The organism is Lactobacillus crispatus, assembly GCF_018987235.1.
In the GTDB taxonomy this organism is placed as follows: Bacteria; Bacillota; Bacilli; order Lactobacillales; family Lactobacillaceae; genus Lactobacillus; species Lactobacillus crispatus.
Genome location: NZ_CP072197.1, coordinates 745323 through 767338 on the forward strand (window position 1 = coordinate 745323; position 22016 = coordinate 767338).

Annotated in this window: 18 protein-coding genes and 3 pseudogenes; 10 read left to right on the top strand and 11 right to left on the bottom strand. The window is 37.1% G+C overall.

The window, feature by feature from the left end:
• Positions 1–38: 38 nt before the first annotated feature.
• Genes J6L97_RS03735 through J6L97_RS03745 form a run of 3 tightly spaced genes read right to left on the bottom strand, consistent with a single transcriptional unit; the run spans position 39 to position 1920 of the window.
• Entirely contained in the window at positions 39–353 is a 315-nt protein-coding gene (locus J6L97_RS03735; RefSeq protein ID WP_005719496.1) for a metal-sulfur cluster assembly factor, read from the bottom strand.
• Positions 354–361: 8 nt separating this feature from the next.
• Positions 362–1243: an L-serine ammonia-lyase, iron-sulfur-dependent, subunit alpha gene (sdaAA, locus tag J6L97_RS03740; protein WP_057726926.1), complete on the bottom strand. Its 882-nt coding sequence runs from the start codon at positions 1241–1243 to the stop codon at positions 362–364.
• Positions 1244–1257: 14 nt separating this feature from the next.
• Positions 1258–1920 (bottom strand): serine dehydratase beta chain, encoded by a 663-nt coding sequence (locus J6L97_RS03745; RefSeq protein WP_013086564.1) that lies wholly within the window; start codon positions 1918–1920, stop codon positions 1258–1260.
• A gap of 128 nt (positions 1921–2048) precedes the next feature.
• On the opposite strand from J6L97_RS03745, the gene J6L97_RS03750 reads away from it, so the two are divergent.
• Complete coding sequence (locus J6L97_RS03750; protein ID WP_057726925.1) at positions 2049–2342, top strand: hypothetical protein; 294 nt, start codon at positions 2049–2051, stop codon at positions 2340–2342.
• A gap of 52 nt (positions 2343–2394) precedes the next feature.
• Here J6L97_RS03750 and abc-f read toward each other — a convergent pair whose 3' ends face one another.
• Positions 2395–3897 carry a ribosomal protection-like ABC-F family protein gene (abc-f, locus tag J6L97_RS03755; protein WP_057726924.1) on the bottom strand — a complete coding sequence of 501 codons (1503 nt, stop codon included), beginning with the start codon at positions 3895–3897 and terminating at the stop codon, positions 2395–2397.
• A 463-nt stretch (positions 3898–4360) separates the two neighbouring features.
• On the opposite strand from abc-f, the pseudogene J6L97_RS03760 reads away from it, so the two are divergent.
• A pseudogene (locus tag J6L97_RS03760) lies at positions 4361–5539 on the top strand (IS256 family transposase).
• 234 nt (positions 5540–5773) lie between these two features.
• Positions 5774–9553: a type I pullulanase gene (gene pulA, locus J6L97_RS03765; RefSeq protein ID WP_005719486.1), complete on the top strand. Its 3780-nt coding sequence runs from the start codon at positions 5774–5776 to the stop codon at positions 9551–9553.
• 332 nt (positions 9554–9885) lie between these two features.
• On the opposite strand, the gene J6L97_RS03770 is transcribed toward pulA, so the two are convergent.
• Positions 9886–10545: a LacI family DNA-binding transcriptional regulator gene (locus J6L97_RS03770; RefSeq protein ID WP_057726923.1), complete on the bottom strand. Its 660-nt coding sequence runs from the start codon at positions 10543–10545 to the stop codon at positions 9886–9888.
• A 95-nt stretch (positions 10546–10640) separates the two neighbouring features.
• Positions 10641–11675, bottom strand: coding sequence for an IS30 family transposase (locus J6L97_RS03775; protein ID WP_123811765.1), 1035 nt, complete (start codon positions 11673–11675; stop codon positions 10641–10643).
• Between the two features lie 369 nt (positions 11676–12044).
• Between J6L97_RS03775 and J6L97_RS03780 the strand changes: the two genes are divergently transcribed.
• From J6L97_RS03780 to J6L97_RS03800, 5 genes and pseudogenes are all read left to right on the top strand, one after another.
• Entirely contained in the window at positions 12045–12290 is a 246-nt protein-coding gene (locus J6L97_RS03780; RefSeq protein WP_005719479.1) for an AbrB/MazE/SpoVT family DNA-binding domain-containing protein, read from the top strand.
• Positions 12290–12667: a type II toxin-antitoxin system PemK/MazF family toxin gene (locus J6L97_RS03785; RefSeq protein WP_005726889.1), complete on the top strand. Its 378-nt coding sequence runs from the start codon at positions 12290–12292 to the stop codon at positions 12665–12667. Before J6L97_RS03780 ends, J6L97_RS03785 begins: the two co-directional genes overlap by 1 nt.
• Positions 12668–13010: 343 nt before the next feature.
• Positions 13011–13574, top strand: a complete 564-nt coding sequence (locus J6L97_RS03790) for a tyrosine-type recombinase/integrase (protein ID WP_005726890.1) — start codon at positions 13011–13013, stop codon at positions 13572–13574.
• A 127-nt stretch (positions 13575–13701) separates the two neighbouring features.
• Positions 13702–14879: pseudogene (locus J6L97_RS03795) on the top strand (IS256 family transposase).
• Between the two features lie 165 nt (positions 14880–15044).
• Positions 15045–16415 carry an ISNCY family transposase gene (locus J6L97_RS03800; RefSeq protein WP_054833069.1) on the top strand — a complete coding sequence of 457 codons (1371 nt, stop codon included), beginning with the start codon at positions 15045–15047 and terminating at the stop codon, positions 16413–16415.
• 54 nt (positions 16416–16469) lie between these two features.
• Here the strand turns inward: J6L97_RS03800 and J6L97_RS11040 are convergent.
• The 3 genes and pseudogenes from J6L97_RS11040 to J6L97_RS03820 all read right to left on the bottom strand — a co-directional run bounded on the left by J6L97_RS11040 (position 16470) and on the right by J6L97_RS03820 (position 18526).
• Positions 16470–17820: pseudogene (locus J6L97_RS11040) on the bottom strand (ClC family H(+)/Cl(-) exchange transporter).
• Between the two features lie 86 nt (positions 17821–17906).
• Complete coding sequence (locus J6L97_RS03815) at positions 17907–18323, bottom strand: GntR family transcriptional regulator (RefSeq protein WP_081036440.1); 417 nt, start codon at positions 18321–18323, stop codon at positions 17907–17909.
• Positions 18311–18526, bottom strand: a complete 216-nt coding sequence (locus J6L97_RS03820; protein WP_054833068.1) for a GntR family transcriptional regulator — start codon at positions 18524–18526, stop codon at positions 18311–18313. Before J6L97_RS03820 ends, J6L97_RS03815 begins: the two co-directional genes overlap by 13 nt.
• A 139-nt stretch (positions 18527–18665) precedes the next feature.
• Between J6L97_RS03820 and J6L97_RS03825 the strand changes: the two genes are divergently transcribed.
• Together J6L97_RS03825 and J6L97_RS03830 are read left to right on the top strand one after the other, a co-directional pair.
• Positions 18666–19700, top strand: coding sequence for an IS30 family transposase (locus tag J6L97_RS03825; protein ID WP_123811765.1), 1035 nt, complete (start codon positions 18666–18668; stop codon positions 19698–19700).
• Between the two features lie 182 nt (positions 19701–19882).
• Entirely contained in the window at positions 19883–20530 is a 648-nt protein-coding gene (locus J6L97_RS03830) for an NAD(P)H-binding protein (RefSeq protein WP_054832863.1), read from the top strand.
• Between the two features lie 54 nt (positions 20531–20584).
• Here the strand turns inward: J6L97_RS03830 and pyrE are convergent, their stop codons facing one another.
• On the bottom strand, positions 20585–21223 hold the full coding sequence (gene pyrE, locus J6L97_RS03835; RefSeq protein WP_005721958.1) for an orotate phosphoribosyltransferase: 639 nt from the start codon (positions 21221–21223) through the stop codon (positions 20585–20587).
• 1 nt (position 21224) lies between these two features.
• The gene (pyrF, locus tag J6L97_RS03840) at positions 21225–21929 is read right to left on the bottom strand and encodes an orotidine-5'-phosphate decarboxylase (RefSeq protein WP_005726123.1); all 705 of its coding nucleotides are present in this window, start codon (positions 21927–21929) and stop codon (positions 21225–21227) included.
• Between the last annotated feature and the right edge of the window lie 87 nt (positions 21930–22016).

Below are 22016 nucleotides of genomic sequence, written 5' to 3' on the forward strand. Positions count from 1 at the left end.
TAATAAAGAGCCTAGGCAAAATTTTAGCCTAGACTTTTTTATTGTATTTTGAAGTATTTTTTAGCCGCATCACTCATCCGTTCAGGGGTCCAAACAGGATACCAGACAAATTCTACATCAACATTTTTAACTTCAGGGACTTTTTTAACGGCTGTTGTAATCTGCTTGATCAAATAATCAGTCAAAGGACAGGCAGGTGTAGTTAATGTCATATTGATGAGACAGATCCCATCTTGATCGAGGTCAATTTCATAAATCAGCCCCAAGTTGACCACATCGACGTTTAATTCTGGGTCAATAACTTGAGCTAAATGTTCAATAATATCGTTTTTAATTGTTTTGCTATCACGCATTGTGTTACCTACGCATCTTTACCAAAAATTTTTGCTTTAATTGCTTGACCTGTTGGTGTACCAGCTAAACCGCCGAGTCCAGTTTCACGCAGAGATGCCGGCATTTGATGACCAACTTTCTTCATTGCTTCAATACATTCATCAGCTGGGATTACACTTGTACATCCCGCTAGCGCCATATCAGCTGCGATAAGTGCATTACCAGCGCCAATACCATTTCTTTTGACGCAGGGAACTTCAACCAAACCGGCAATCGGATCACAGACTAACCCAAGCAAGTTAGACATCGCAATCGATAAAGCTTGGGCACTTTGTTCAGCACTGCCACCAGCTACTTCAACTGCCGCGGCAGCACCCATGGCTGAGGCACTACCGACTTCTGCTTGACAGCCGCCAGTTGCCCCCGCAATTTCGGCATTATTGGCAATCACCATGCCAAAACCGCCAGCAGTAAAAAGAAAGCGAATCATTTGCTCTTCGCTGAGCTGTAATCTTTTTTCTAATAAAAATAGAACGCCAGGTAAAGTGCCGGAAGAACCAGCCGTCGGGGTAGCGCAGACAACGCCCATCGCTGCATTGACTTCGTTAGTGGCTATGGCATTTTCAACTGCTGCCATCATTGTATCGCCTGAAAGTGTGTGTCCTTTCTCGCGATATTTTTTCAGCTTAATTGCTTCGCCACCAGTTAAGCCAGTTTTTGAAAAGACACCGTTTCCAGATTCACCTCTTTTAACGGCAGCTCGCATAGTTTGCAAGTTATATTTCATGCGCTGCCAGACTTTTTCTCGTGGCAAGCCTGATAGTTGACATTCTTGTTCAATAATTAATTCAGAAATAGGTTTGTGCGTTTTTTCTGCTGCAGTAACAATTTCCTTAATATGGTTATACATAATATTGCCCTATGTTATAAACAAATAATATTCTCAAATTTTTTCTTTAGTTCTCGCAATAAATCAGGATGAAGATAATTTTCTACATCATATTCATAAATATTATAGTTTTTAGTATGAAAAATTCGTTTGCGACTAAAGGGTGCTTTTTCGTGCAAGAGCGCGGTAAGCTCTTGTTCAATGCGAATGTTTTTGTGTGGATCAACTAAAATAATAATAGGTAATGCACCAGCAGGTTGAATCTCGGTATTATGTAAGACAATTTTGCGAATTTCAATTGCACCACCACCGATAGAGCATCCAGCCAATTCCACTTTCTTTTTATCATTAGACATATTTAAAATAGCAGTATTAGGGTGACCAATTGGGCTAGGACCATCTTCTTCAACAAAACGTAAATCTACGCCGCGCTGGCGTGCAATCTCAGGTGCCTTTGGTACGCGTAGATCGTCTGAGTCAAAGCCTAAAATACCTGCCGCAATAGCATAGTCTGTTCCATGACCACGGTGAGTTTGGGCGAAAGAGTCGTAATAATGAACGGTAACTTTACTCGGGGTACCGCCAAAAAGTTTGTAACCAGCGCGTCCAATAGCGACGGCTCCGGCCGTATGTGAACTTGATGGTCCCACCATTACGGGGCCAATAATGTCAAAAACACTTTTATACCGATTAGTCATTTTAATCCCTGCTTTGTAAGTTATTCTGTTTTTAATTATAACGAATAATAAAGAAGATTAAGAAAGTTTTTTGCAATTTTAACCGAAGTTTTGTCATAATAATATGAAAAGTGAAAGAGGTTGGTTAAATGACTAAAGAAAAAGCAGAATTAAAACAAAGTTTGGAGCATCTAGCTGAGCAAAAGGGCAGCCAGCAGGCAGTTTCTTATCAAGACTTATTTACACCACAATTGATGCAAAAGTATACTAGTTTTGCTACTATTGACTTTTTTGTCAGAGAATTGGGCGTGAAAGACTTTACGCAAATTGAGCAGATGGCGATAGATCAAGTCGATGAATTTGTTAAAAAAGAGACCAAGTTTGCTAGCTGGGAAGAAATGCAACAAAAGGCGGTTAGCGAGTACATGATGAAGTTATTTTAGCAACAAAAAGCGAGTTAGTATTAACTTTAAAACTAACTCGCTCTTTTATTTACTATGTTAGGTGAATGACTTGAGCACCTAATTCATCAATAAAGCGCTGATCATGTTCAATTACTAGCATAGTAGGATGATATTTTTTAATTAATTGAATAATTTGTTCTTGGTTAAAGACATCTAAATAGTTCAAAGGCTCATCCCAAAGATACAAATTTGCTGGTTCAAGTAAGGACTTGGCTAAGTAGACCTTTTTTTGTTGGCCTGAAGACATTTGATTAATTGAATTAGTGAATATATCACGTTCAGTACCTAATTTGTGTAAGATATTGAGAAAATCGGCATAGTTAAGGTGGTGCTTTTGGGCAAAATCTTTTAATGATAGGTTATTAGATTGTTCAATCTGTGATAAATAGGAGATTGAAATCTTATCAGCTGAATGCAATCTGCCAGTAATTGTTCCAGCAAAAGTATTAGTAATTGCCTTAAACAAACTAGATTTTCCTATACCGTTTTTACCAGTAATCACAATTTGGTGACCACGCATTAAATCAAAGGTAGTAGGTTGGAAAAGGGGAAGCTTGTCATAAGCAAGGCTAACTCCTTTAGCAGTAATTAGATGTTTATGATGGTCGGGGACAAAATTCATGGCTAGGTCATTGTCTGCTTCAATATTTTTTAAAAGACCCTTTCTTTCTTCGATATTTTTATCTAATCTTGCTTCTACATTTTTGGCAAGTTTCATTTTTTTGGCGGCTTTGTGTCCCATGAATCCTTTATCGTAAACTGTACTTCTATGTCGAATATCGCCTTTCATCTTGGCTCCCGCATTTTTGTTGCTTTCGGAACGCTGGGCAAAAGTTTGCATCTTTTGTTGACTGGCATGGAGATTTTTAATTTGCTTTTCTAACTTTGCATTATAAGCGATATTAGATTCATCTTCTAATTCTTTTTGTTTTTCATAACGAGTATAGTTTCCTTGTTCCAGCCTAATTTTTTGCATTTCAATTGCTAGGGTGTGATCGACAACTTTATCTACAAAATTTCGGTCATGGCTGATTACAATTAATCCCTGTTTTTTATTATGCAGATATTGTGCTACTTGATTCCGTGTATCTTCATCGAGGTGATTCGTTGGTTCATCTAGTAGGGCAAAGGAATGTTGATTAATAAAACAAAGCGCCAGTAAAATTTTTGTTTGTTCACCGCCACTAAGTGTTGAAAAGGGCTGCCAAATGATATTTTCTTTAGCATGAAGCAGATTTAATTCTCGTTTTAACTCCCATTCCTCGAAATTAAACTGTTCTTGTAAAGCATAAATAGTAAGGTTATCGGGATTATTAATTACCTGAGGATAGTAATTGAATTCTAAATCACTTTGAATAGTTCCTTGATATTCGACCTGTTTTAGCAACATTTTCATAAAAGTGGTTTTGCCGCGACCATTACGACCGATTAAGCCAAGTTTCCAATTAGAATCGAGATTTAGGTTTAAATTATCAAAAATTTTATCCTGACCGTCATAGGCAAATGAAACGTTTTTTAGTGAAATTGTAGACATAAAAAAGCACCGTCCTCTCAAACTGTGCTTATGATCTGAGAAAATGGTGTCTGATAGATTAGTCCAAGTTGGCTAATCTATAATTATTCTTAATTTAAATTAAAGAAAATCACGCAGGCTAATTTCTGATCACAAGCAAAAAGTACATCCTTAAACTAGTAGAATGCATTATTTTTTACTTAACGAAAATCAGAAATTAAAAACGCATCGGCGTGAGTCCTCCTATTACTTGAATTGATTAATCTGGCAATACTTTACCATCAAATATAATTATTTGTCAATATTTTTATGATAATTCATTTGCAAGCTGTGATTAATAAGTGATAATGTCTGAGACCGTAAAATATTTTGTGTAAGGATGAATAATTCCTTAAATTAATTTCTTAAAACATTAGAAAAAGGAGTTCCTTTCTCGTATGATTGGTTTGAACAAAAAAACACATACAGAAAGAAGAACTCCTTCATGAATGATTTTACCCAAAATATGGCACAAGCTCTATTCAATCAAGACAAAATAAACGATTTATTGCGCAAAGAACTCCAGCAAGCAGTTAATGACTTATTAGAGGCTGAACTGACTGCGTTTTTAGGCTATGATCCTTATGCCAGAGCTGGCTGGAATACAGGCAATTCACGCAATGGTGCTTACTTTCGCAAGGTTGATACGCAATTTGGCGAGATTAAAATTCAGGTGCCTAGGGATCGCAACGGCATGTTTCATCAGCACACGCTCCCTGACTACAAGCAGCACTCCAATGTCTTGGAAAGCATGATTATCAAGCTATATTCCAAAGGCGTAACCACTAGAGAAATAGCCGACTTGATTGAAAAGATGTATGGCAGTCATTACAGCCCAGCTCAGGCATCTAACATCTCCAAGCAGATGATTCCAAAAGTCGAGGCCTATCATCAGCGCAAACTCAGTGACAAGTTCTTCTGCGTTTATTTGGACGCTACCTACATTCCTTTGCGCCGAGAAACGTTTGAGCGTGAAGCAGTCTATATTGCCATTGGCATCAAGCCTAATGGTCACAAGGAAGTCATCGATTACCGCATTGCTCCCAGCGAAAACGTCGAGAATTGGACGGAAATGCTTCAAGACATGAAGTCTCGCGGTCTAGAACAGGTTTAGCTCTTTCTTTCAGATGGCGTTGTGGGCATGAAGACAGTGCTGGAGCAGACTTATCCGAAAGCTCATTTTCAACGCTGTCTAGTTCATGTCATGCGCAATATTTGCGCTAAAGTATTCGTAGATGATCGCGAAACGATCATGAATGAATTCAAGCAAATTCATCAACAGCCAAATAAGGAAGCCGCGATCAAAGTCTTGCACGCTTTCTATGACAAGTGGAACAGAGCGTACAACCATGTCATCAGAAATCTCAAAGAGATTGAACCTGATCTGCTAGTCTTTTACAGCTATCCTAAGCAGATCAGGGCTTCAATTTACTCTACCAATATGATCGAATCCTTTAACAACGTTATCAAGCGTAAAGCTAAGCCTAAAGCAGAGTTTCCAACTGAACAGTCGCTTAATACTTTTATTGGCATTCAGGCAATGAGCTACAATGACCGTTATTTCAATCGAATCCACAAAGGCTTTGATCAGGTTCAGGATACCTTAGAATCCTACTTTGATTAAATAAAAGATTAAAAAATCAATCTACGAGAAAAATCTATTTACACAAAAAATTTGACAGTTTCAGATTAAATTTCTTCACTACTTAATTCAAACATATTAATAATTGATTTAAACATAGATAAAAGTTGTTTAACTATTAAAAATGAATTTTGTGAATATAATGTTATCGATAACAGAAATCATTTTTATATTGCAAATGAAAGCGCATACGTTTATTGTTGAATTTGAAAAAACATGATTTTGTGGAGGAATTTATTTATGAATAAAAAGAGTGGTCATAATATCAAATTTAAATCAATTTTTGTATGTACTTCAGCTATTATGAGTCTTTGGTTAGGGGCAAACTTAACTACGACTCAAGTTCATGCTGCAGAGGACAATGCAGCTCCTAAAAGTTCAGAAGTTGTAGGCCAAACGAATTCTAGCAAAGATAATGCAGCTACTGCTACTGTACAAAATCAAAGTAACGCAAAAGCAAAGCAGCGTCAACAAGGTGTAGCTCCTCAAAACGTTCCTACAGTTTTGGCAGCCAAAACTAAAGATGAGGGAACAAATAACTCTCCAGCACGTGAGGAAGTTAAAGATCAGACTAAAGTAGTTATTCACTACAATGGTGATGGTGAAAAATGGGTTCCTTATATTTGGGGTAAGAAACCTAATGGTAACGGCAATGAATACAAATGGGCCGGCAAAGATGATAATGGGTATTACTCGGTTATTGATTTAGATAAAAACTATGACCAAGTAGGAGTTTTAATTAAAACCAAAGGCAGTTGGGCTGGTAAAGACGGTACAGGTGCTGATCGTAGCTTAAATGTTAGCGATAATGGCAAAGCGGAAGTCTTCTATAAAGCAGGTAGTGATGATGCCCAAAAGGTAACACCAGAGTACCATTCCGCAAATATAAATTTGCATTATTACGGTGATGACCAAGTTAATAAGGTTAATGTTTGGACAGATAAGGATCAAGATAATAAACAACTTATTAGCTTAACCAAACAAGGCAATAGTCAAGATGGCTCAATCAAATTAGACAATACTGATTTTAATAAACTTTTTGTTGCGCCAGTTGGTTCTGATGAAATAACAAGAGAATTCACTCCGTTACCGGGTAATAAGGCGACAGATATTTATTTAGTTAAAAATGATACAGAAGCTTATTATAGCAAGAGTTTTGCCTTAGCTGATCAAAGTCTATCTTCTGCATATATGACTTCACCAGATAGTTTGACTGTTGAAGCAGGTAAGGCTACTACTGTCGATAAAATCAAAGGAAAACTTAGTCTGCGAAATAATAGTATTGATCATATTGAAGCAGTCGATGCTAATACTGATGGTAAAGCAAAGAAATTTATTATTCATACCAAAGCAGATATTGATATTTTAAAGGATAACCAAGTTGGACTAGGGATGAACTTTAAAAATGTTGATATCGGTCCTTATGTTCGTTCCAAAGCTTTTGACGATAAATATGCCTATGATGGTGACGATCTAGGCTGCACCTATGATAGTAAAAAGACGCAAATTAAACTCTGGGCTCCAACTGCTAAAGAGGTTGAATTGAATTTATATGATAGTGTTGATAATAGTGCCAAGCCTACGAATGTTATTGCTTTGACAAGAGGCGATAGAGGTGTTTGGACTGGTATTATTAAGGGCGATAAAAAAGGCTGGGCTTATGATTTTAAGTTAACTTTTGGTAATGGCAAAATAACACAGACTGATGATCCATATTCTAAAGCCGTTACTGTCAATGGCGTTAGAAGTGTAATTGAAGACTACAATAATATCAAACCGACAGATTTTAACCGAATGCCTTCATTCTCTAAGCCAACTGATGCAATCGTTTATGAAACTTCAATTCGTGACTTTAGCAGTGATCCTAACTCAGGAATTAAAGATAAAGGTAAGTTCTTAGGGATGATTGAATCAGGTAAGACACCAACTGGACAAGTTACTGGCTTAGACTATCTCAAGGCATTAGGCATCACTCATGTTCAAATTATGCCTTCATATGATTTCGCTAGCATTGATGAAACTAAGAGTTTAAAGAATCAATACAACTGGGGTTACGATCCAAAGAATTATGATGTGCCTGAAGGATCATATTCTTCTGATCCAACTAATCCAACTGCTAGAATTATCGAAATGAAAGAAATGATTAATGGCCTGCATAAAGCTGGTATTAGGGTCATTATGGACGTGGTATACAACCATGTTTATAATCCTCAAGAGCAAGCTTTTGAATTAACAGTGCCAGGATATTATTTCCGTTACGATGCTGATAATAATACCACAAGTGATAGTGGCTGCGGTAATGACATTGGTAGTCAACGTAAAATGGTTCGCAAGTACATTGTTGACTCAGTAGTTTACTGGGCTAAGAACTACAATCTAGATGGCTTCCGTTTTGATATCATGTCCTTACTAGATCGAGAGACTATGAATGATGTTAGAGCTGCTCTAGATAAGATTGATCCTGGTATTATTACTTATGGTGAAGGCTGGGAAGTTGGTAACCAGAAATATACTAGAGAAGAAGGAACGACCCAATACACTGCGGATAAAGTTCCTAATGTTGGTTTCTTTAGTGATGATATGAGAAACTCGGTTAAAGGTAATGATGATGGCTCCGAACCAGGATTAGTAATTGGTAACGGTAATGAAAGAAACTTTGATAAGCATGCTGTCTTGTTTACCGATAGTTTTTTAAGAGGTAAATGGTTACATAATGATTCTTGGGAGCCACATAACTATGCAACTCCAAGCCAAATGGTTAATTATGCCGCTTGTCATGATGGTAAGACGTTGTATGATTACATCAAGGCTGCAATGCCAAATGAATCAGATGAGAATAGTGCCAGGAGAGTAAGATTGGCTAACTCAATGATCATGCTTTCACAGGGTATTTCTTTCTTCCACTCAGGTCAAGAAGCATTAAGAACTAAAGGTGGCAATTCAAATTCATATAATTCACCAGTAAATATTAATGAAATTAATTGGGAAAGAGTTGGTGCTAATAAAGCATCAGTCCAATATTTCCAAAAATTGGCTAAATTACGTAAACAGCTGCCAATTTTGCATTTGAATGATTTCAATAAGATTTATGACGAGAATGTTACTAAAATTATTAGTTATGGTAGAGAAACCAAAGATAAAAACATCAAGGGTGTATTTGAGTACGAATATAATGTTAATGGCAAGAAGTTATTAATTGTCTTTAATGTCAACAATGATAAAGTTGCTCTAAATAATGTTGATTTATCACATGGTAAGAAATTGTTAGATAGTGATGGCAATGTGAAATTAAGTGATAAAACTATGCTGGCACCATTAAGTACGCTTGTAGTTGATGAAGATGGAACAATGGTTTTACCAGACGTGCCAAAACCAGATCAACCTGTAAGTCCAACCACTCCAGGTGATAAGCCAGGTAAACCAACTACACCAGAAAATCCAAGGATTCCGGATCAAAAGCCAGCCAATCCAATTGTTCCGCAAGAAACAATTATTACACCTGAAGCTCCAAGTGAAAATAGTATTATAGACAATACTAAAAATATAATTAATGGATCAGAAGAGACTACTACAGTTTCTACTCAGGATAATACAACCACTGAAATATTATTGACCCATAATGCTTATGTGTATGACAGTGAAGCAAATCCTATTTATCAAAATGATAACAAGCTTGTCTTGAAAGCTGGAGATACAATTAAGCCTTTGGATAATGGTAAAAAGTATAGTATTAAAGGTAAGTTGTTCTATAAAGTAGCTAAAAATCAATTTGTCAAAGTTGCTAATACTGTTAGTTACTATAAGTTAGCTCATAACTCATTCGTTTATAATAAGCATGGCAAAGCAGTTAAGAAGAATGGAAAGCGCATTTTACTTAAGAAGAATAAGCATATTTCACTTCATTCTGATAAGGTCGTTAAGATTAAAGGGAAGAAATTCTATCAATTAAAAGATGGTAGCTTTATTAAGGCTAGAAATGTTAAAAGAATTGGTTAGATTTAGATAGTTAATTAAAAATATTAAAAAACAAGATTGTTTCCAAAATGGGCAATCCTGTTTTTTTAATCCTGATTAATCAAGCTAACGGGCAAAGTATAAACACTCTCCAATGATACCGCTGGATCATTAATTTCGCAATCTCTTTAGTCCGTTGCCGCGCACTAATTAAATGTGGGAATAGGTTCTGAATCAATTGTGTGCCGTCAAATCCTGTAATTAACGATTTTTTATTTAAATAATCGTTGCATTCTTTAGCCAATAAAGCCGTATGTCATCCGTACAACAAATCGCATCGTAATCGTTATCTTTCAAAAATTGAAGGATAGCGATTACGATGCGATAATTGATTCACGGGCGCTAATTGAGCGTAAATCAAATTTAACGTCAAAGGTATTAAACACACACATCATCCCTTTGATACGATCACTGATTGGATAATAGTCTTCTTTGGAACCAGCAATAATGATTACTTTCTTCTTTTTTTGCTTTAAAACCGACTTTGCAATTTGCATCCCCGCATCATAGTTATTCGACTGCACAGTAGGGATCTGCGGACTAATTACCCGGTCAAAACTAACCACCGGTAGATTAAGCTTGCCACTCTTCTTTGAAATCTGAATTGGCGAGCTGGTAAGTAAGCCTACGATCTTTTTTTGCTTATATTTATCCAAATAATACTGCATATCTTGCTCTTGATAATGATCTAAATGCAAAATGCAATCATAACCTTTATCCTGCAAAATAGTAGCCAAGTATTCATACAGTTCTGAATAGAAAGGATTATTGATTTGCGAAAAATTGATTTCAATTAAGTTTAATTCTGTTTTAGCGGAAATTACATTCTTGGGTTTATAACCCAGTTTTTTGATAGCTTCCTTTATTTTTAAAGCCGAATCAATGCCAACGTAACCATTCTGATTAAGATATCGCGAAACGGTGGCAATAGAAACGCCGGCTTTTTTAGCTATTTCTTTAATAGTTACTGCCATGTTTTACACCTTTATATGTAAATCCTACACACTTTCTATCAGTAAGTATAGCATATTCTAAAACCTGAATTGTCAAATTAAGTGCAACAGTTAGGCTATGAGGAAATATATTGCTTGAAGAGTTCTTCTGCTGTGTGATATTGAAGGATTCGACGATGTTTGCGGTTAATGGCATCAGTTGCCTGTTGAACATAAGCAGCTGACTTATCTTTCATGCTTTTGCCTTTAGGGAAGAATTGACGCAGAAGTCCATTGCAGTTCTCATTGGTGCCTCTTTCCCATGGAGAATATGGGTGGGCGAAGTAGATCTGGCAGCCTTTGATCTTGGTCATATCCGCAAACTCAGAGCCATTGTCAAACGTGATCGATTTAAACCAGGCAGGATGTCTGTCAATCTCATTTTGAAGCAGCCTTTGGCATGTGCTTGCCCGATAGTCAGGAATCTTGATAACTACTTCAAAGCGTGTGGTTCTTTCGGTCAAAGTCATTAAAGCAGGCTGATTCTTGCGTCTGACGCCTTTAACCAGATCTCCTTCCCAGTGCAGCGGCGTTTTTCTGTCTTCAATCTCTTTAGGACGCTGTTCAATGGAATTGCCAAGATTCTTCTTGTGCAAAGCATGACCGCTCTGGCCGTGATGACGCTTGTTCCTGCGTCTTTTGAGCTTCATAGGCAGATCAATATTGCTTATGTCCAGCAAGCCCTGATCAATATAGCGATAGACAGTTGGTGTGCTGGGACAAGGGTAGCCTGGCATAGTCCTTTTGAATTCACCAACGAATTCATCGATGCTGGTGGCATCAAATTTAGCTTTGAAGCGTCTGGAGAGCATTCTCAAAAAGACAGCATAATGCTTCAATGGATTGCGCTGATAGCAGTTTTTGCGACGCTTCTCATAATAAAGCTGTGCAGTATCAGCGTAATAGTGCTCATACAATAAATAGCTGCTGTCTCTTTGCAGGACGCTTCCGCGTTTGATTTCGCGACTGATTGTCGACTTATGGCAGCCGACTTCTTGAGCGATAACAGTACGGGAAGTTATGCCGGAATCCAGCATTGCTTGAATTTGTCCACGTTGTACGCTGGTTAATTGATGATAGTGCTTAGAAATGCTAGAATTTGAATTGGTCATGAAGATCTTCCTTTCTTGATTTTTCGTCACTTCAAGTTTAGGTCTTCATGGCCTTTTTGTTTAACACTTGGTGTTGCACTTCAATTTTAAATCCGGGTCCATTATTAATTCCTTTCATAGAAAACTAAATTCCTTTTCTAAAGGGGTCAAGAGCTATTATATACAGTTTTCTCAGCAGTTACATTCGCAAAAAAGAAAAATGCTAAATTTATTTAAAATATTTAGATTTTTTATGCAATAAGGACAAATAGCTAGGAGAAAGAACAAAGAATATCTCCCCATCTATTGATGTAACGCTAAAACATAATTTACTTTCTTTCTTTTTTTGTGTATACTAAATATACACAAAAAAGAAAGAGGCGTACAACTATGACTGTAAAATTAAGAAAAGTTGGAAATTCAAAAACTTTAACAGTTCCTAAAGATATAATAATTACTAGTAAAGAGTATACTGTGAAAAATGAGGGGATGAATATAGTTTTTACACCCGTCGTGAAGAAAAAGAAAAATATTTTTGCAACCAAAGAATGGCAAAATTATGATTATCAAAAAGACATAGAAAATGACGTGGAACTACAATCAGTAAAACCAGTGGGACGTGAGGTAGTTGATTAATGATTTATCCGAAAAAGGGAGATATTGTTAAAGCAGATGCAGAACCTCATTCCGGACATGAAATGGGTGGCCATAATCCGCATAAAGGTAATATTAGAAGACATTATGTGGTAATGAGTACCAGTGCCTATAATAAATCAACACATATGTTTATAGGGATGCCGATTACTACTTCAGATAAATATCAAGGCAACCCACATTACGAGCCAATATTAATTCCAGGCAGTAATGGCACTGGAGTAAAAGGTTATGTTGTTTTATGGCAACTTCAGAATTTTGACTTTGAATCTAGAAATGGAGAAATTGTTAATCACGTAAATATTCAGCTATTAGACAAACTTCAAGGTTTCGTGAATGATATGGTGGGACTAGAATAGGTAAAACAATTATGCCAATTTTAAGGCTAGTTCGATTATGCTGAGAGGACGATTCTGAGGTCAAGTTCGACTGCAGAGGTTAAAATTAATAATCATTTAATGCAATAGAATGCTAATTCTTATTTTTATGGGAAATTAGCATTCTTTTTTGTACTTTCTAACTATGTAGAATAATGAGATTTTATTCTACATAGTACATCTAATCATGCATTATTCTGCTATGCCAATTTTTGGGTGTGTTGATTATGTAGTATAATTAGCTATAGACTAATTATTCAACATAGAGTGACGAAATACTTGTATATCAAGGACTAATATAAAAATTGACAGAAGGAGACGTAAATTGAAGCATAAAGATACTCGTCCAATTACTGATCCAATAATTTTAAAGAAGTTTTTGAAACATTTACGTGAAGATACTAGTATGGGAGAAAGAAACTATGCTATATTTCAAACCGGTAAAGCAACCTTACTACGGGTAAGTGATGTTCTAGCTTTGAAAAAGAATGATGTCTTTCAAGCCAATGGCAGAGTTAAGAAAAATGCTTATATCGTTGACAAAAAGACAAAAAAGCCTAACCGATTATATTTAACTCCAGTTAGGGATGTTTTAGAGGATTACTATGATTGGCTGCAAGAATATGAAAAGAAGCATCCCTACACGAAGCTGTTTTCTTCTGAATGGCTATTTCCAAGTTCTAGGAGATTAGGTGAGGATGTTCCAATAAGAGAAAATAGTTTTTATAGAATTTGTCATCAGACCGGGCTTAAAATTGGGGTTAATTGGATTGGCTCACACTCAATGAGAAAAACAGGAGCTTTTATGGTTTATCAGCAGACTAATCATAATACTGCTTTAGTTATGAAAATGCTAAATCACTCCAGTGAAGCAATGACTTTAAGATAGAGACCGTAAAATATTTTGTGTAAGGATGAATATTTCCTTAATTTTATTTCCCTGAATATTAGAAAAAGGAATCCTTTTCCCGTATGATTGATTTGAACGAAAAACATACTAGAAAAGAGATTCCTTCATGAATGATTTTACCAAAGATATGGCTAATGCTCTATTCAATCAGGATAAAATTAATGATTTATTTAGACAAAAGCTCCAACAGGCTGTCAATGACCTGCTTGAATCCGAATTGACTGCCTTTTTAGGCTACAATCCTTATGAGCGCGATGGCTGGAATACCGGAAATTCTAGAAATGGTGCTTATTACCGCAAGGTTGATACGCAATTCGGACAAATAGAAATCAAAGTTCCTAGAGACAGAAACGGTGAGTTTCATCAACACACTATGCCAGATTATAAAAGGCATACTGATGTTTTAGAGCAAACTGTTATCAAGCTCTATTCCAAGGGCGTCACAACCCGAGAAATCGCTGATTTGATTGAGAAAATGTATGGCGGCTATTATTCTCCAGCTATGGTTTCCAATATTTCTAAAGAAATGATTCCCAAAGTTGAGGCATATCATCAGCGACATCTGTCAGATAAGTTCTTCTGCGTTTATCTCGATGCCACCTATATTCCTCTTAAGCGGGTCACTTATGAGCGCGAAGCAGTTTATATCGCCATCGGTATCAAACCTAATGGTCATAAAGAAGTGATTGACTACTGTATTGCGCCTACTGAAAATATTGAGATTTGGAGCGAAATGCTCAAAGGCTTCAAGAGTCGCGGCCTTGAACAGGTAGAGCTCTTCTTGTCTGACGGAGTAGTTGGCATGAAAGAGGCTATCTGCCAGTCCTATCCTAAAGCGCATTTTCAACGCTGCTTGGTACACGTCATGCGTAATATCAGTGCCAAAATGCGGGTTGACGATCGAAAAAAGCACTGGATGAATTCAAGCAGATTCATACTCAGTCAAACAAAGAAATGGCTGTACAGGTGCTGCATGAATTCTATCAAAACTGGGAAAAAGCCTACAAAAACGTAGTTAGAGATCTTAGACAGGTTGAGCCTGATCTGTTAACCTTTTACAACTATCCGCCAGCTATTAGAGCTTCAATTTACTCAACTAACATGATTGAATCCTTTAACAACAGGCTTAAGCGGAAAACCAAGCCTAAAACAGAATTTCCAACTGAGCAGTCGCTTGACACCTTTATTGGAGTTCAGGCAATGGATTACAATGACCGTTACTTTAACAGGATTCATAAAGGATTTGGGCAAGTTCGAGACACCCTAGAATCCTATTTTGATTAAAAGATAAATAAAAAAGTCAATCAACGAGAGAGATTATTTACACAAACTTCTTGACAGTCTCTAATGTCTTAACTGTTAACTTAGGAAAATGTCCTAATTGTAGTAAGTATGACATAATTTCCTTTATTGGAGGTTATAGTTAGAGTGAATAGGATTGATTTAACTATGAAATATGATGAACAGTACAAAGTCATTAAGGATCTTGTAGATCACAACGGCAATAAGAAAAGAGCAGCCTTGAAGCTAGGAATATCCGTTAGACAAATAAACAGGAGAATCAAGCAGTATCAAGCTAAAGGAAAAGCGGCCTTCGTTCATGGGAACAAAGACCGCAAACCTGTTAATTGTCTCACCACAGAAATTAACAATCAAATTGTAACCTTATACCGTACTAAATATCAAGACTGCAATATAAAACATTTTGTACAGCTGTTAGATCGCTTTGAGGACATTCATGTCTCTTATACCAAAGCTTACAGCCTGCTCAAGCAGCAGGATATTCTTTCCCCTAAGCCTTGGAGAAAGACTAAGCGTGCCTTAGCCAAAAAGAAATGGCATAAGCAGCACCCTAAGCAAAACAAACAAGAAGTCAGCGCTGCAGTTGATCATCAACTAGCTTTGGCAGATGCTCATCCTCGCCATGAAAGATGCAAGTACTTCGGCGAAGAAATTCAGATGGATGCTTCTGTCTTAGTCTGGTTTGGTAAGCGTAAGGCTTACCTGCACCTTGCAATCGACAACGCTACTGGCATTATTGTCGGGGCTTATTTTGACTGGGAAGAGACTTTGAATGGCTACTATCACGTCTTTGAGCAAATTCTTAAGGAATATGGCATTCCCCTTTGCTTTAAGACTGATAATCGGACTGTATTCAATTATGAGACTGCTCAAACCAAAGCTGCCCATAAAGATGTGCTGACACAATTTGGCTATGCCTGCAAAACTCTTGGCGTAGATCTAAAAACTACTAGTGTTTCTCAAGCCAAAGGCATGGTTGAAAGAGCTAACCAAACCGTCCAAGGTCGCCTTAAGCCAGAACTAAGATTGGCTGGAATCATGACAATCAACGAGGCAAATAAATACCTGCATGATGTGTTTGTTCCTGACTTTAACCAAAACTTCAGTCAGACTAGTCGTAAAGCCTGGTCTGTTTTTGAAAAGGCTCCTGATGACCGCAAAATCAATTATACCTTGGCCGTTCTCACTGGCAGAGTGTTTGATAGCGGCTCAGCTATTTCTTTCAAAAACAAGCTTTATCAAGCAACAGATGAATATGGCAAATTAGTCTGCTTCATGAAAGGAACTAAATGTCTGGTAATTGAAGCCCTAGATGGACAACTGCTAACGACAGTAGATGAGCATGTATATCTGCTTAAAGAAATTCCTAAGAATGCCAAAATATCGCCAGAAGTAGACCAAGAGCCTAAAAAGAAAAGGACCAAGAAAAAGTGGATTCCACCAATGTCACATCCATGGAAGCGAGAATCATTCATAAAGCAACAAAAGAGAGCTCATAAATACCATCAATACGTATAAAAATAGCGGAGAGCAAATTCTCCGCTAATAATTAAATAATTTTGGGACATTTTCCTAAATTATTGACATATTTTTATGATAATTCATTTGCAAGCGTAAGTCCTCGTAAATTGGTTTTCCACCTAAAATGTCCAGAATGTAGTAAGCAACGAAAGTAACAATAATCATTGGCAATACTTGCTGGACAGTCCCAATCATTTCAGTCAGTAGCATAATTGCTGTGAATGGTGCTTTTTCTATTGCACCAAAATATGCGGCCATGGAAATCACTAGGATATGAGGGAAGTACATTGGCAAAATAATCTGCAATTTTATCATAATATTGGCGCAAATTATTCCCAATAATGCCCCAAGAACTAGGATAGGCATGAAAATACCACTAGGTACGGAAGAATCATATGAAAGCATTGAAAAGACAAACCGAATTATCAAGAATAAGATCGGTAGTAAAAGAAAGTCCCATGATCCAAAGGCTTTGACATTCCAATTCAAATTGAATAAATTATCAATTAACACATGTGAACCACCGAGTAAGTGGGCATTAAATAGACCAACTGGAATAATTAAAATTAAAGGAATGATACTGTGATAGGCTGCAGGGATTTTTTTAATTTTACTGAACCATGGCTTTAGCGAAAGTAGTACATATTGATAAATGTATGCCATTATTCCCAAAAAGATACCAATTAAAGGTAAAGCCCAGTATGCAGTAACAGGTAAATAATCGTTAACGGGTAAATAAAGGAATGGTTTGTTTCCAAAGGCTAGAATAGTAACGAAGTCAGCTGAAAAAGTGGCGGCCAAGACGGCTACTACTTTTTGAGGTTTAAAATCAAAAGTAATTTCTTCGACCAAGAAAAGTGCACCAGCTATTGGCGCGCTAAAGGCGGCAGCCAATCCTGCAGCCACACCGCATTATTGTAGCGTTCTCAAATTTTCCTTGTTAGATTTAAATACTTTTTCTGCTAATCCTTGACCAACCATTGCGCCCATTTCAATACAAGGACCTTCACGACCTAGCATTAATCCAGGACAGATAGCTAATAAGCCTCCAATAAATTTCCGCCAAAGAATGGACCACCATGGCATCTTATTTTCATTTAAAAGAACAGCCTCGATTTGTGGTACCCCTGAGCCAATTACTTGTTCAAGGTAAGGCGCAGTTATTTTACCTAATGTTATTGCAATAATGAACATCAATAAGATGTAGGGTACGATCAGTACTCGCTGGGCTGCCATTTGCGGATAAATTTGATAAAGCAACTTCATAGTTTGATCAATAATCCAGCGAAATGCGCTAACTATAACTCCAGTAGTTAGCCCAACTGAAATTGCCTGAACCAAAGTTTTAGTCATGTTGGTTGAAAAAAGGTTTTGCTAAAATCTGTTTTGCATTTTTAATCATTACATTTCCCCATATTACAGACGATACATCCTTTTTATCCTAACAAAATATAGCAAAAAAGGCATTTATGTTTTTGATGAATGATCTTATTTTTGTAAAAATTGTTGTTCCCAATCATAGACATTTTTTATATGCTTCTTTAAAGCGTTAGAGGCTAACAAAATATCTTTTTTCTCAACTGCAGAAATAATATCCATTATTTCCTGAACCGAGGATTTCATACAACGATCATTGTCTACGATGGCATAACGCATACGATTGGTTTGAGTACGTAAAAGATCGATGGTTCGCTGAAGCGTGGGATTTCCGGTATTTTCAGTTAAAAATACATGGAATAGTTCATCAAGTTTAAGATAAGCTTGCCAATCATGTTTTGCTAAAATTTCTTGGAATTTTATTCCATAATCATTAGCCAGTTGTGGATCTAAATTGGGAAAATTTTTTTCCAAGGCATAACTCTCTAATAGAGAACGTAAATCATAATTGTCTTTTAATTCAGCCAATGTAATATGGCTAACGATTTTTTTTGTCCTTGACGAACTAGTAAGCTTTCATTTTCCAATTGTTTGATTGCTTCTCTAATTGGAGTACGAGACATGTTAAGTTTAATACGCGTTTGATTTTCTGATAAAAGATGACCTGGCTTAAAATGACCAGTGTTTATTTGATCTTTGATAAAAAGATATGCTTTTTCTTGATTATTCATTTGGTTCTCCTAACTAAGATAATTTTACAACTTTTTTATTTTCCCGGATTTAAAATTGAAGTGCAACACCAAGTGTTAAACAAAAAGGCCATGAAGACCTAAACTTGAAGTGACGAAAAATCAAGAAAGGAAGATCTTCATGACCAATTCAAATTCTAGCATTTCTAAGCACTATCATCAATTAACCAGCGTACAACGTGGACAAATTCAAGCAATGCTGGATTCCGGCATAACTTCCCGTACTGTTATCGCTCAAGAAGTCGGCTGCCATAAGTCGACAATCAGTCGCGAAATCAAACGCGGAAGCGTCCTGCAAAGAGACAGCAGCTATTTATTGTATGAGCACTATTACGCTGATACTGCACAGCTTTATTATGAGAAGCGTCGCAAAAACTGCTATCAGCGCAATCCATTGAAGCATTATGCTGTCTTTTTGAGAATGCTCTCCAGACGCTTCAAAGCTAAATTTGATGCCACCAGCATCGATGAATTCGTTGGTGAATTCAAAAGGACTATGCCAGGCTACCCTTGTCCCAGCACACCAACTGTCTATCGCTATATTGATCAGGGCTTGCTGGACATAAGCAATATTGATCTGCCTATGAAGCTCAAAAGACGCAGGAACAAGCGTCATCACGGCCAGAGCGGTCATGCTTTGCACAAGAAGAATCTTGGCAATTCCATTGAACAGCGTCCTAAAGAGATTGAAGACAGAAAAACGCCGCTGCACTGGGAAGGAGATCTGGTTAAAGGCGTCAGACGCAAGAATCAGCCTGCTTTAATGACTTTGACCGAAAGAACCACACGCTTTGAAGTAGTTATCAAGATTCCTGACTATCGGGCAAGCACATGCCAAAGGCTGCTTCAAAATGAGATTGACAGACATCCTGCCTGGTTTAAATCGATCACGTTTGACAATGGCTCTGAGTTTGCGGATATGACCAAGATCAAAGGCTGCCAGATCTACTTCGCCCACCCATATTCTCCATGGGAAAGAGGCACCAATGAGAACTGCAATGGACTTCTGCGTCAATTCTTCCCTAAAGGCAAAAGCATGAAAGATAAGTCAGCTGCTTATGTTCAACAGGCAACTGATGCCATTAACCGCAAACATCGTCGAATCCTTCAATATCACACAGCAGAAGAACTCTTCAAGCAATATATTTCCTCATAGCCTAACTGTTGCACTTAATTTGACAATTCAGGAACTTTTTTATTTTTTATTTTTTATATTATTTGCAACTAATAAAACTAAAAACTTGTATACAGGTTATCTGTGGTAAATCGTTGACTTACAAAATATAAGTTTTACTATGTAATTGTAAGTTAAATTTTGATAGAAATGAGGAAAGAAAAATGACTAAAATTGCAGTACTTGGTGCAAGTGGACAAATTGCTAAATTAGCAGAAAATTTATTTTTGGAAGATAAAAATAATGAATTAATTTTATTTTTACGCCATCCTAATAAATTGGATAAAAAAGATATCGATGATCAACGTGAAAGGATTGTCGTAGGGGATGCAAGTAAATTGGATGAACTTGCTCCGGCTATTAAAGGCGCAGATATCGTTTATGCTAATTTAGCTGGTTCAAATATTGAAGATCAAGCTAAGACAGTTGTTAAAGCTATGGATGAAGATTGTATTAAGCGTTTGATTTGGATTTCCTCGTTAGGAGTCTATGATGAGGTACCAGGCAAATTTGGTGAATGGAACAAGAATATTTTAGGTTCATATTTGACCACTTATCGTGCAGCTGCTGATCAAATTACTGCTAGCGATTTGGATTACACGATTATTCGTCCAGCTTGGTTGACCAATAAAGATGAAGTTGACTATGAAATAACTGAAGGCGCAACTACCCCATTTAAAGGAACTGAGGTCTCTCGTCTAAGTGTGGCTAGTTATGTAAATGAAATAGTTAAAGACCAAAGTAAAGACAGTCGTGGTAATGTTGGTTTAAATAAACCAAATACCGACGGTGATAAGCCAGCTTGGTATTAAAACAAAAAAATAAAGACCAGCTTCAAACTGAAACTGGTCTTTATTTTGGCTTAATTATTTTTCGAATTGTTTGCCCCAAGCCCATGGATCTTCGTGCCAGGTCTTTAAGACATCATATTGCGTGCTAGAAATATGACCTGACTCATTTTCCTTTTTGAGTAATTCAGGGTAGGAAAGAAGCGGAGCATATTTAACATTAGCTTTAGCAAAGTTTTCTTTTGCATCCGGTAGGTAGTAGGTGAAAATTGAAGAAACGCCAATGACGTTGCCACCATCTTTTTCAGTTGCTTTAACTGCATTTAAAACGGAACCACCAGTGGTGATTAAGTCATCAATTAAAACGATCTTATCATCTTTACTGAAACGGCCTTCGATTTGGCGGCCTTTGCCATGATCCTTTGGCTTAGGACGAACATAGATCATTGGTAAGTGCAGTTTATCTGCAACCCATGCGGCATGGGGAATACCGGCGGTAGCGACGCCACCAATAATAGTAGCCTCAGGGAATTCTTTGGCGATTAAATTAGCTAAATCACCAGCAATCATATCGCGTAATTCTGGATATGAAACCGTTAACCTAAGGTCGGTGTAAATTGGAGAAAGCATCCCACTTGCGTAAGTGAATGGTTTGTCAGGTGAGATAGTGATAATTTTTTCTTGAATAAGTTGACTGATAATTTGATCCTTATGCATTTTAGTTAAACTCCTTTTTAATTGCTTCATATGCAGCTTCTGGGTCACTGGCTAAAGTAATTGGCCGTCCAACAACAATAGCGCTTGAGCCCCATTCTTTGGCTTGCGCTGGTGTGGCCACGCGAGATTGATCGTCTTTAGCATTGCCAGCAGGCCGAATTCCCGGTGTGACATATAAAAAGTCATCGCCAACTTTTTCGTGTAATTCTTTTACTTCAAGTGGTGAACAAATAACCCCATCTGCTCCAGAGTGCTTAGCCATTTTTGCTAGCGAAAGAACTTGCTCTTTCATTGACAGTGCGCAATTTTGTTCATGTGCCAATACTTCATCAGAAATCGAAGTTAATTCGGTTACTGCTAGTAACTTAGGCACGCTTTTGCCAGCAGGTGTACCCGCGATTAAACCGTCTTTAGCTGATTTGATCATTTGACTGCCGCCTAAAGCATGAACGGTAGTAAAAGTAATTCCTAACTTAGCTAATTGTTTAGCCCCGTTATAAACGGTATTAGGGATATCATGCAATTTTAGATCCAAGAAAATCTTATAACCTTGCTCAGCTAAGTCTTTAACCACTTGGTTGCCAGCGTGATAGAATAATTCCATACCGACTTTGATAAAGACGTTTTCTGGTTTGCCTAATTTAGACAAAATCTTATGCAGTTGCTCTTCATTGTCAATATCTAATGCAACAATTACAGGTTTCATTTTTCCTCCACAAAAAAAGTCTATCTTAGCGCAGAGAGACACCAAGGATAGACTTTTCCTAGATAATTTAAGTCAATATTTTGAACT

Bases quoted from the DNA above. Each gene is read 5' to 3' on its own strand.
- sdaAA (WP_057726926.1), bottom strand. From the start codon at position 1,243: ATGTATAACCATATTAAGGAAATTGTTACTGCAGCAGAAAAAACGCAC.
- abc-f (WP_057726924.1), bottom strand. From the start codon at position 3,897: ATGTCTACAATTTCACTAAAAAACGTTTCATTTGCCTATGACGGTCAG.
- J6L97_RS03750 (WP_057726925.1), top strand. From the start codon at position 2,049: ATGACTAAAGAAAAAGCAGAATTAAAACAAAGTTTGGAGCATCTAGCT.
- J6L97_RS03775 (WP_123811765.1), bottom strand. From the start codon at position 11,675: ATGACCAATTCAAATTCTAGCATTTCTAAGCACTATCATCAATTAACC.
- pyrE (WP_005721958.1), bottom strand. From the start codon at position 21,223: ATGCATAAGGATCAAATTATCAGTCAACTTATTCAAGAAAAAATTATC.
- pyrF (WP_005726123.1), bottom strand. From the start codon at position 21,929: ATGAAACCTGTAATTGTTGCATTAGATATTGACAATGAAGAGCAACTG.
- J6L97_RS03780 (WP_005719479.1), top strand. From the start codon at position 12,045: ATGACTGTAAAATTAAGAAAAGTTGGAAATTCAAAAACTTTAACAGTT.
- J6L97_RS03785 (WP_005726889.1), top strand. From the start codon at position 12,290: ATGATTTATCCGAAAAAGGGAGATATTGTTAAAGCAGATGCAGAACCT.
- J6L97_RS03745 (WP_013086564.1), bottom strand. From the start codon at position 1,920: ATGACTAATCGGTATAAAAGTGTTTTTGACATTATTGGCCCCGTAATG.
- J6L97_RS03825 (WP_123811765.1), top strand. From the start codon at position 18,666: ATGACCAATTCAAATTCTAGCATTTCTAAGCACTATCATCAATTAACC.
- J6L97_RS03820 (WP_054833068.1), bottom strand. From the start codon at position 18,526: ATGAATAATCAAGAAAAAGCATATCTTTTTATCAAAGATCAAATAAAC.
- J6L97_RS03830 (WP_054832863.1), top strand. From the start codon at position 19,883: ATGACTAAAATTGCAGTACTTGGTGCAAGTGGACAAATTGCTAAATTA.
- J6L97_RS03770 (WP_057726923.1), bottom strand. From the start codon at position 10,545: ATGGCAGTAACTATTAAAGAAATAGCTAAAAAAGCCGGCGTTTCTATT.
- J6L97_RS03800 (WP_054833069.1), top strand. From the start codon at position 15,045: ATGAAATATGATGAACAGTACAAAGTCATTAAGGATCTTGTAGATCAC.
- pulA (WP_005719486.1), top strand. From the start codon at position 5,774: ATGATTTTGTGGAGGAATTTATTTATGAATAAAAAGAGTGGTCATAAT.
- J6L97_RS03735 (WP_005719496.1), bottom strand. From the start codon at position 353: ATGCGTGATAGCAAAACAATTAAAAACGATATTATTGAACATTTAGCT.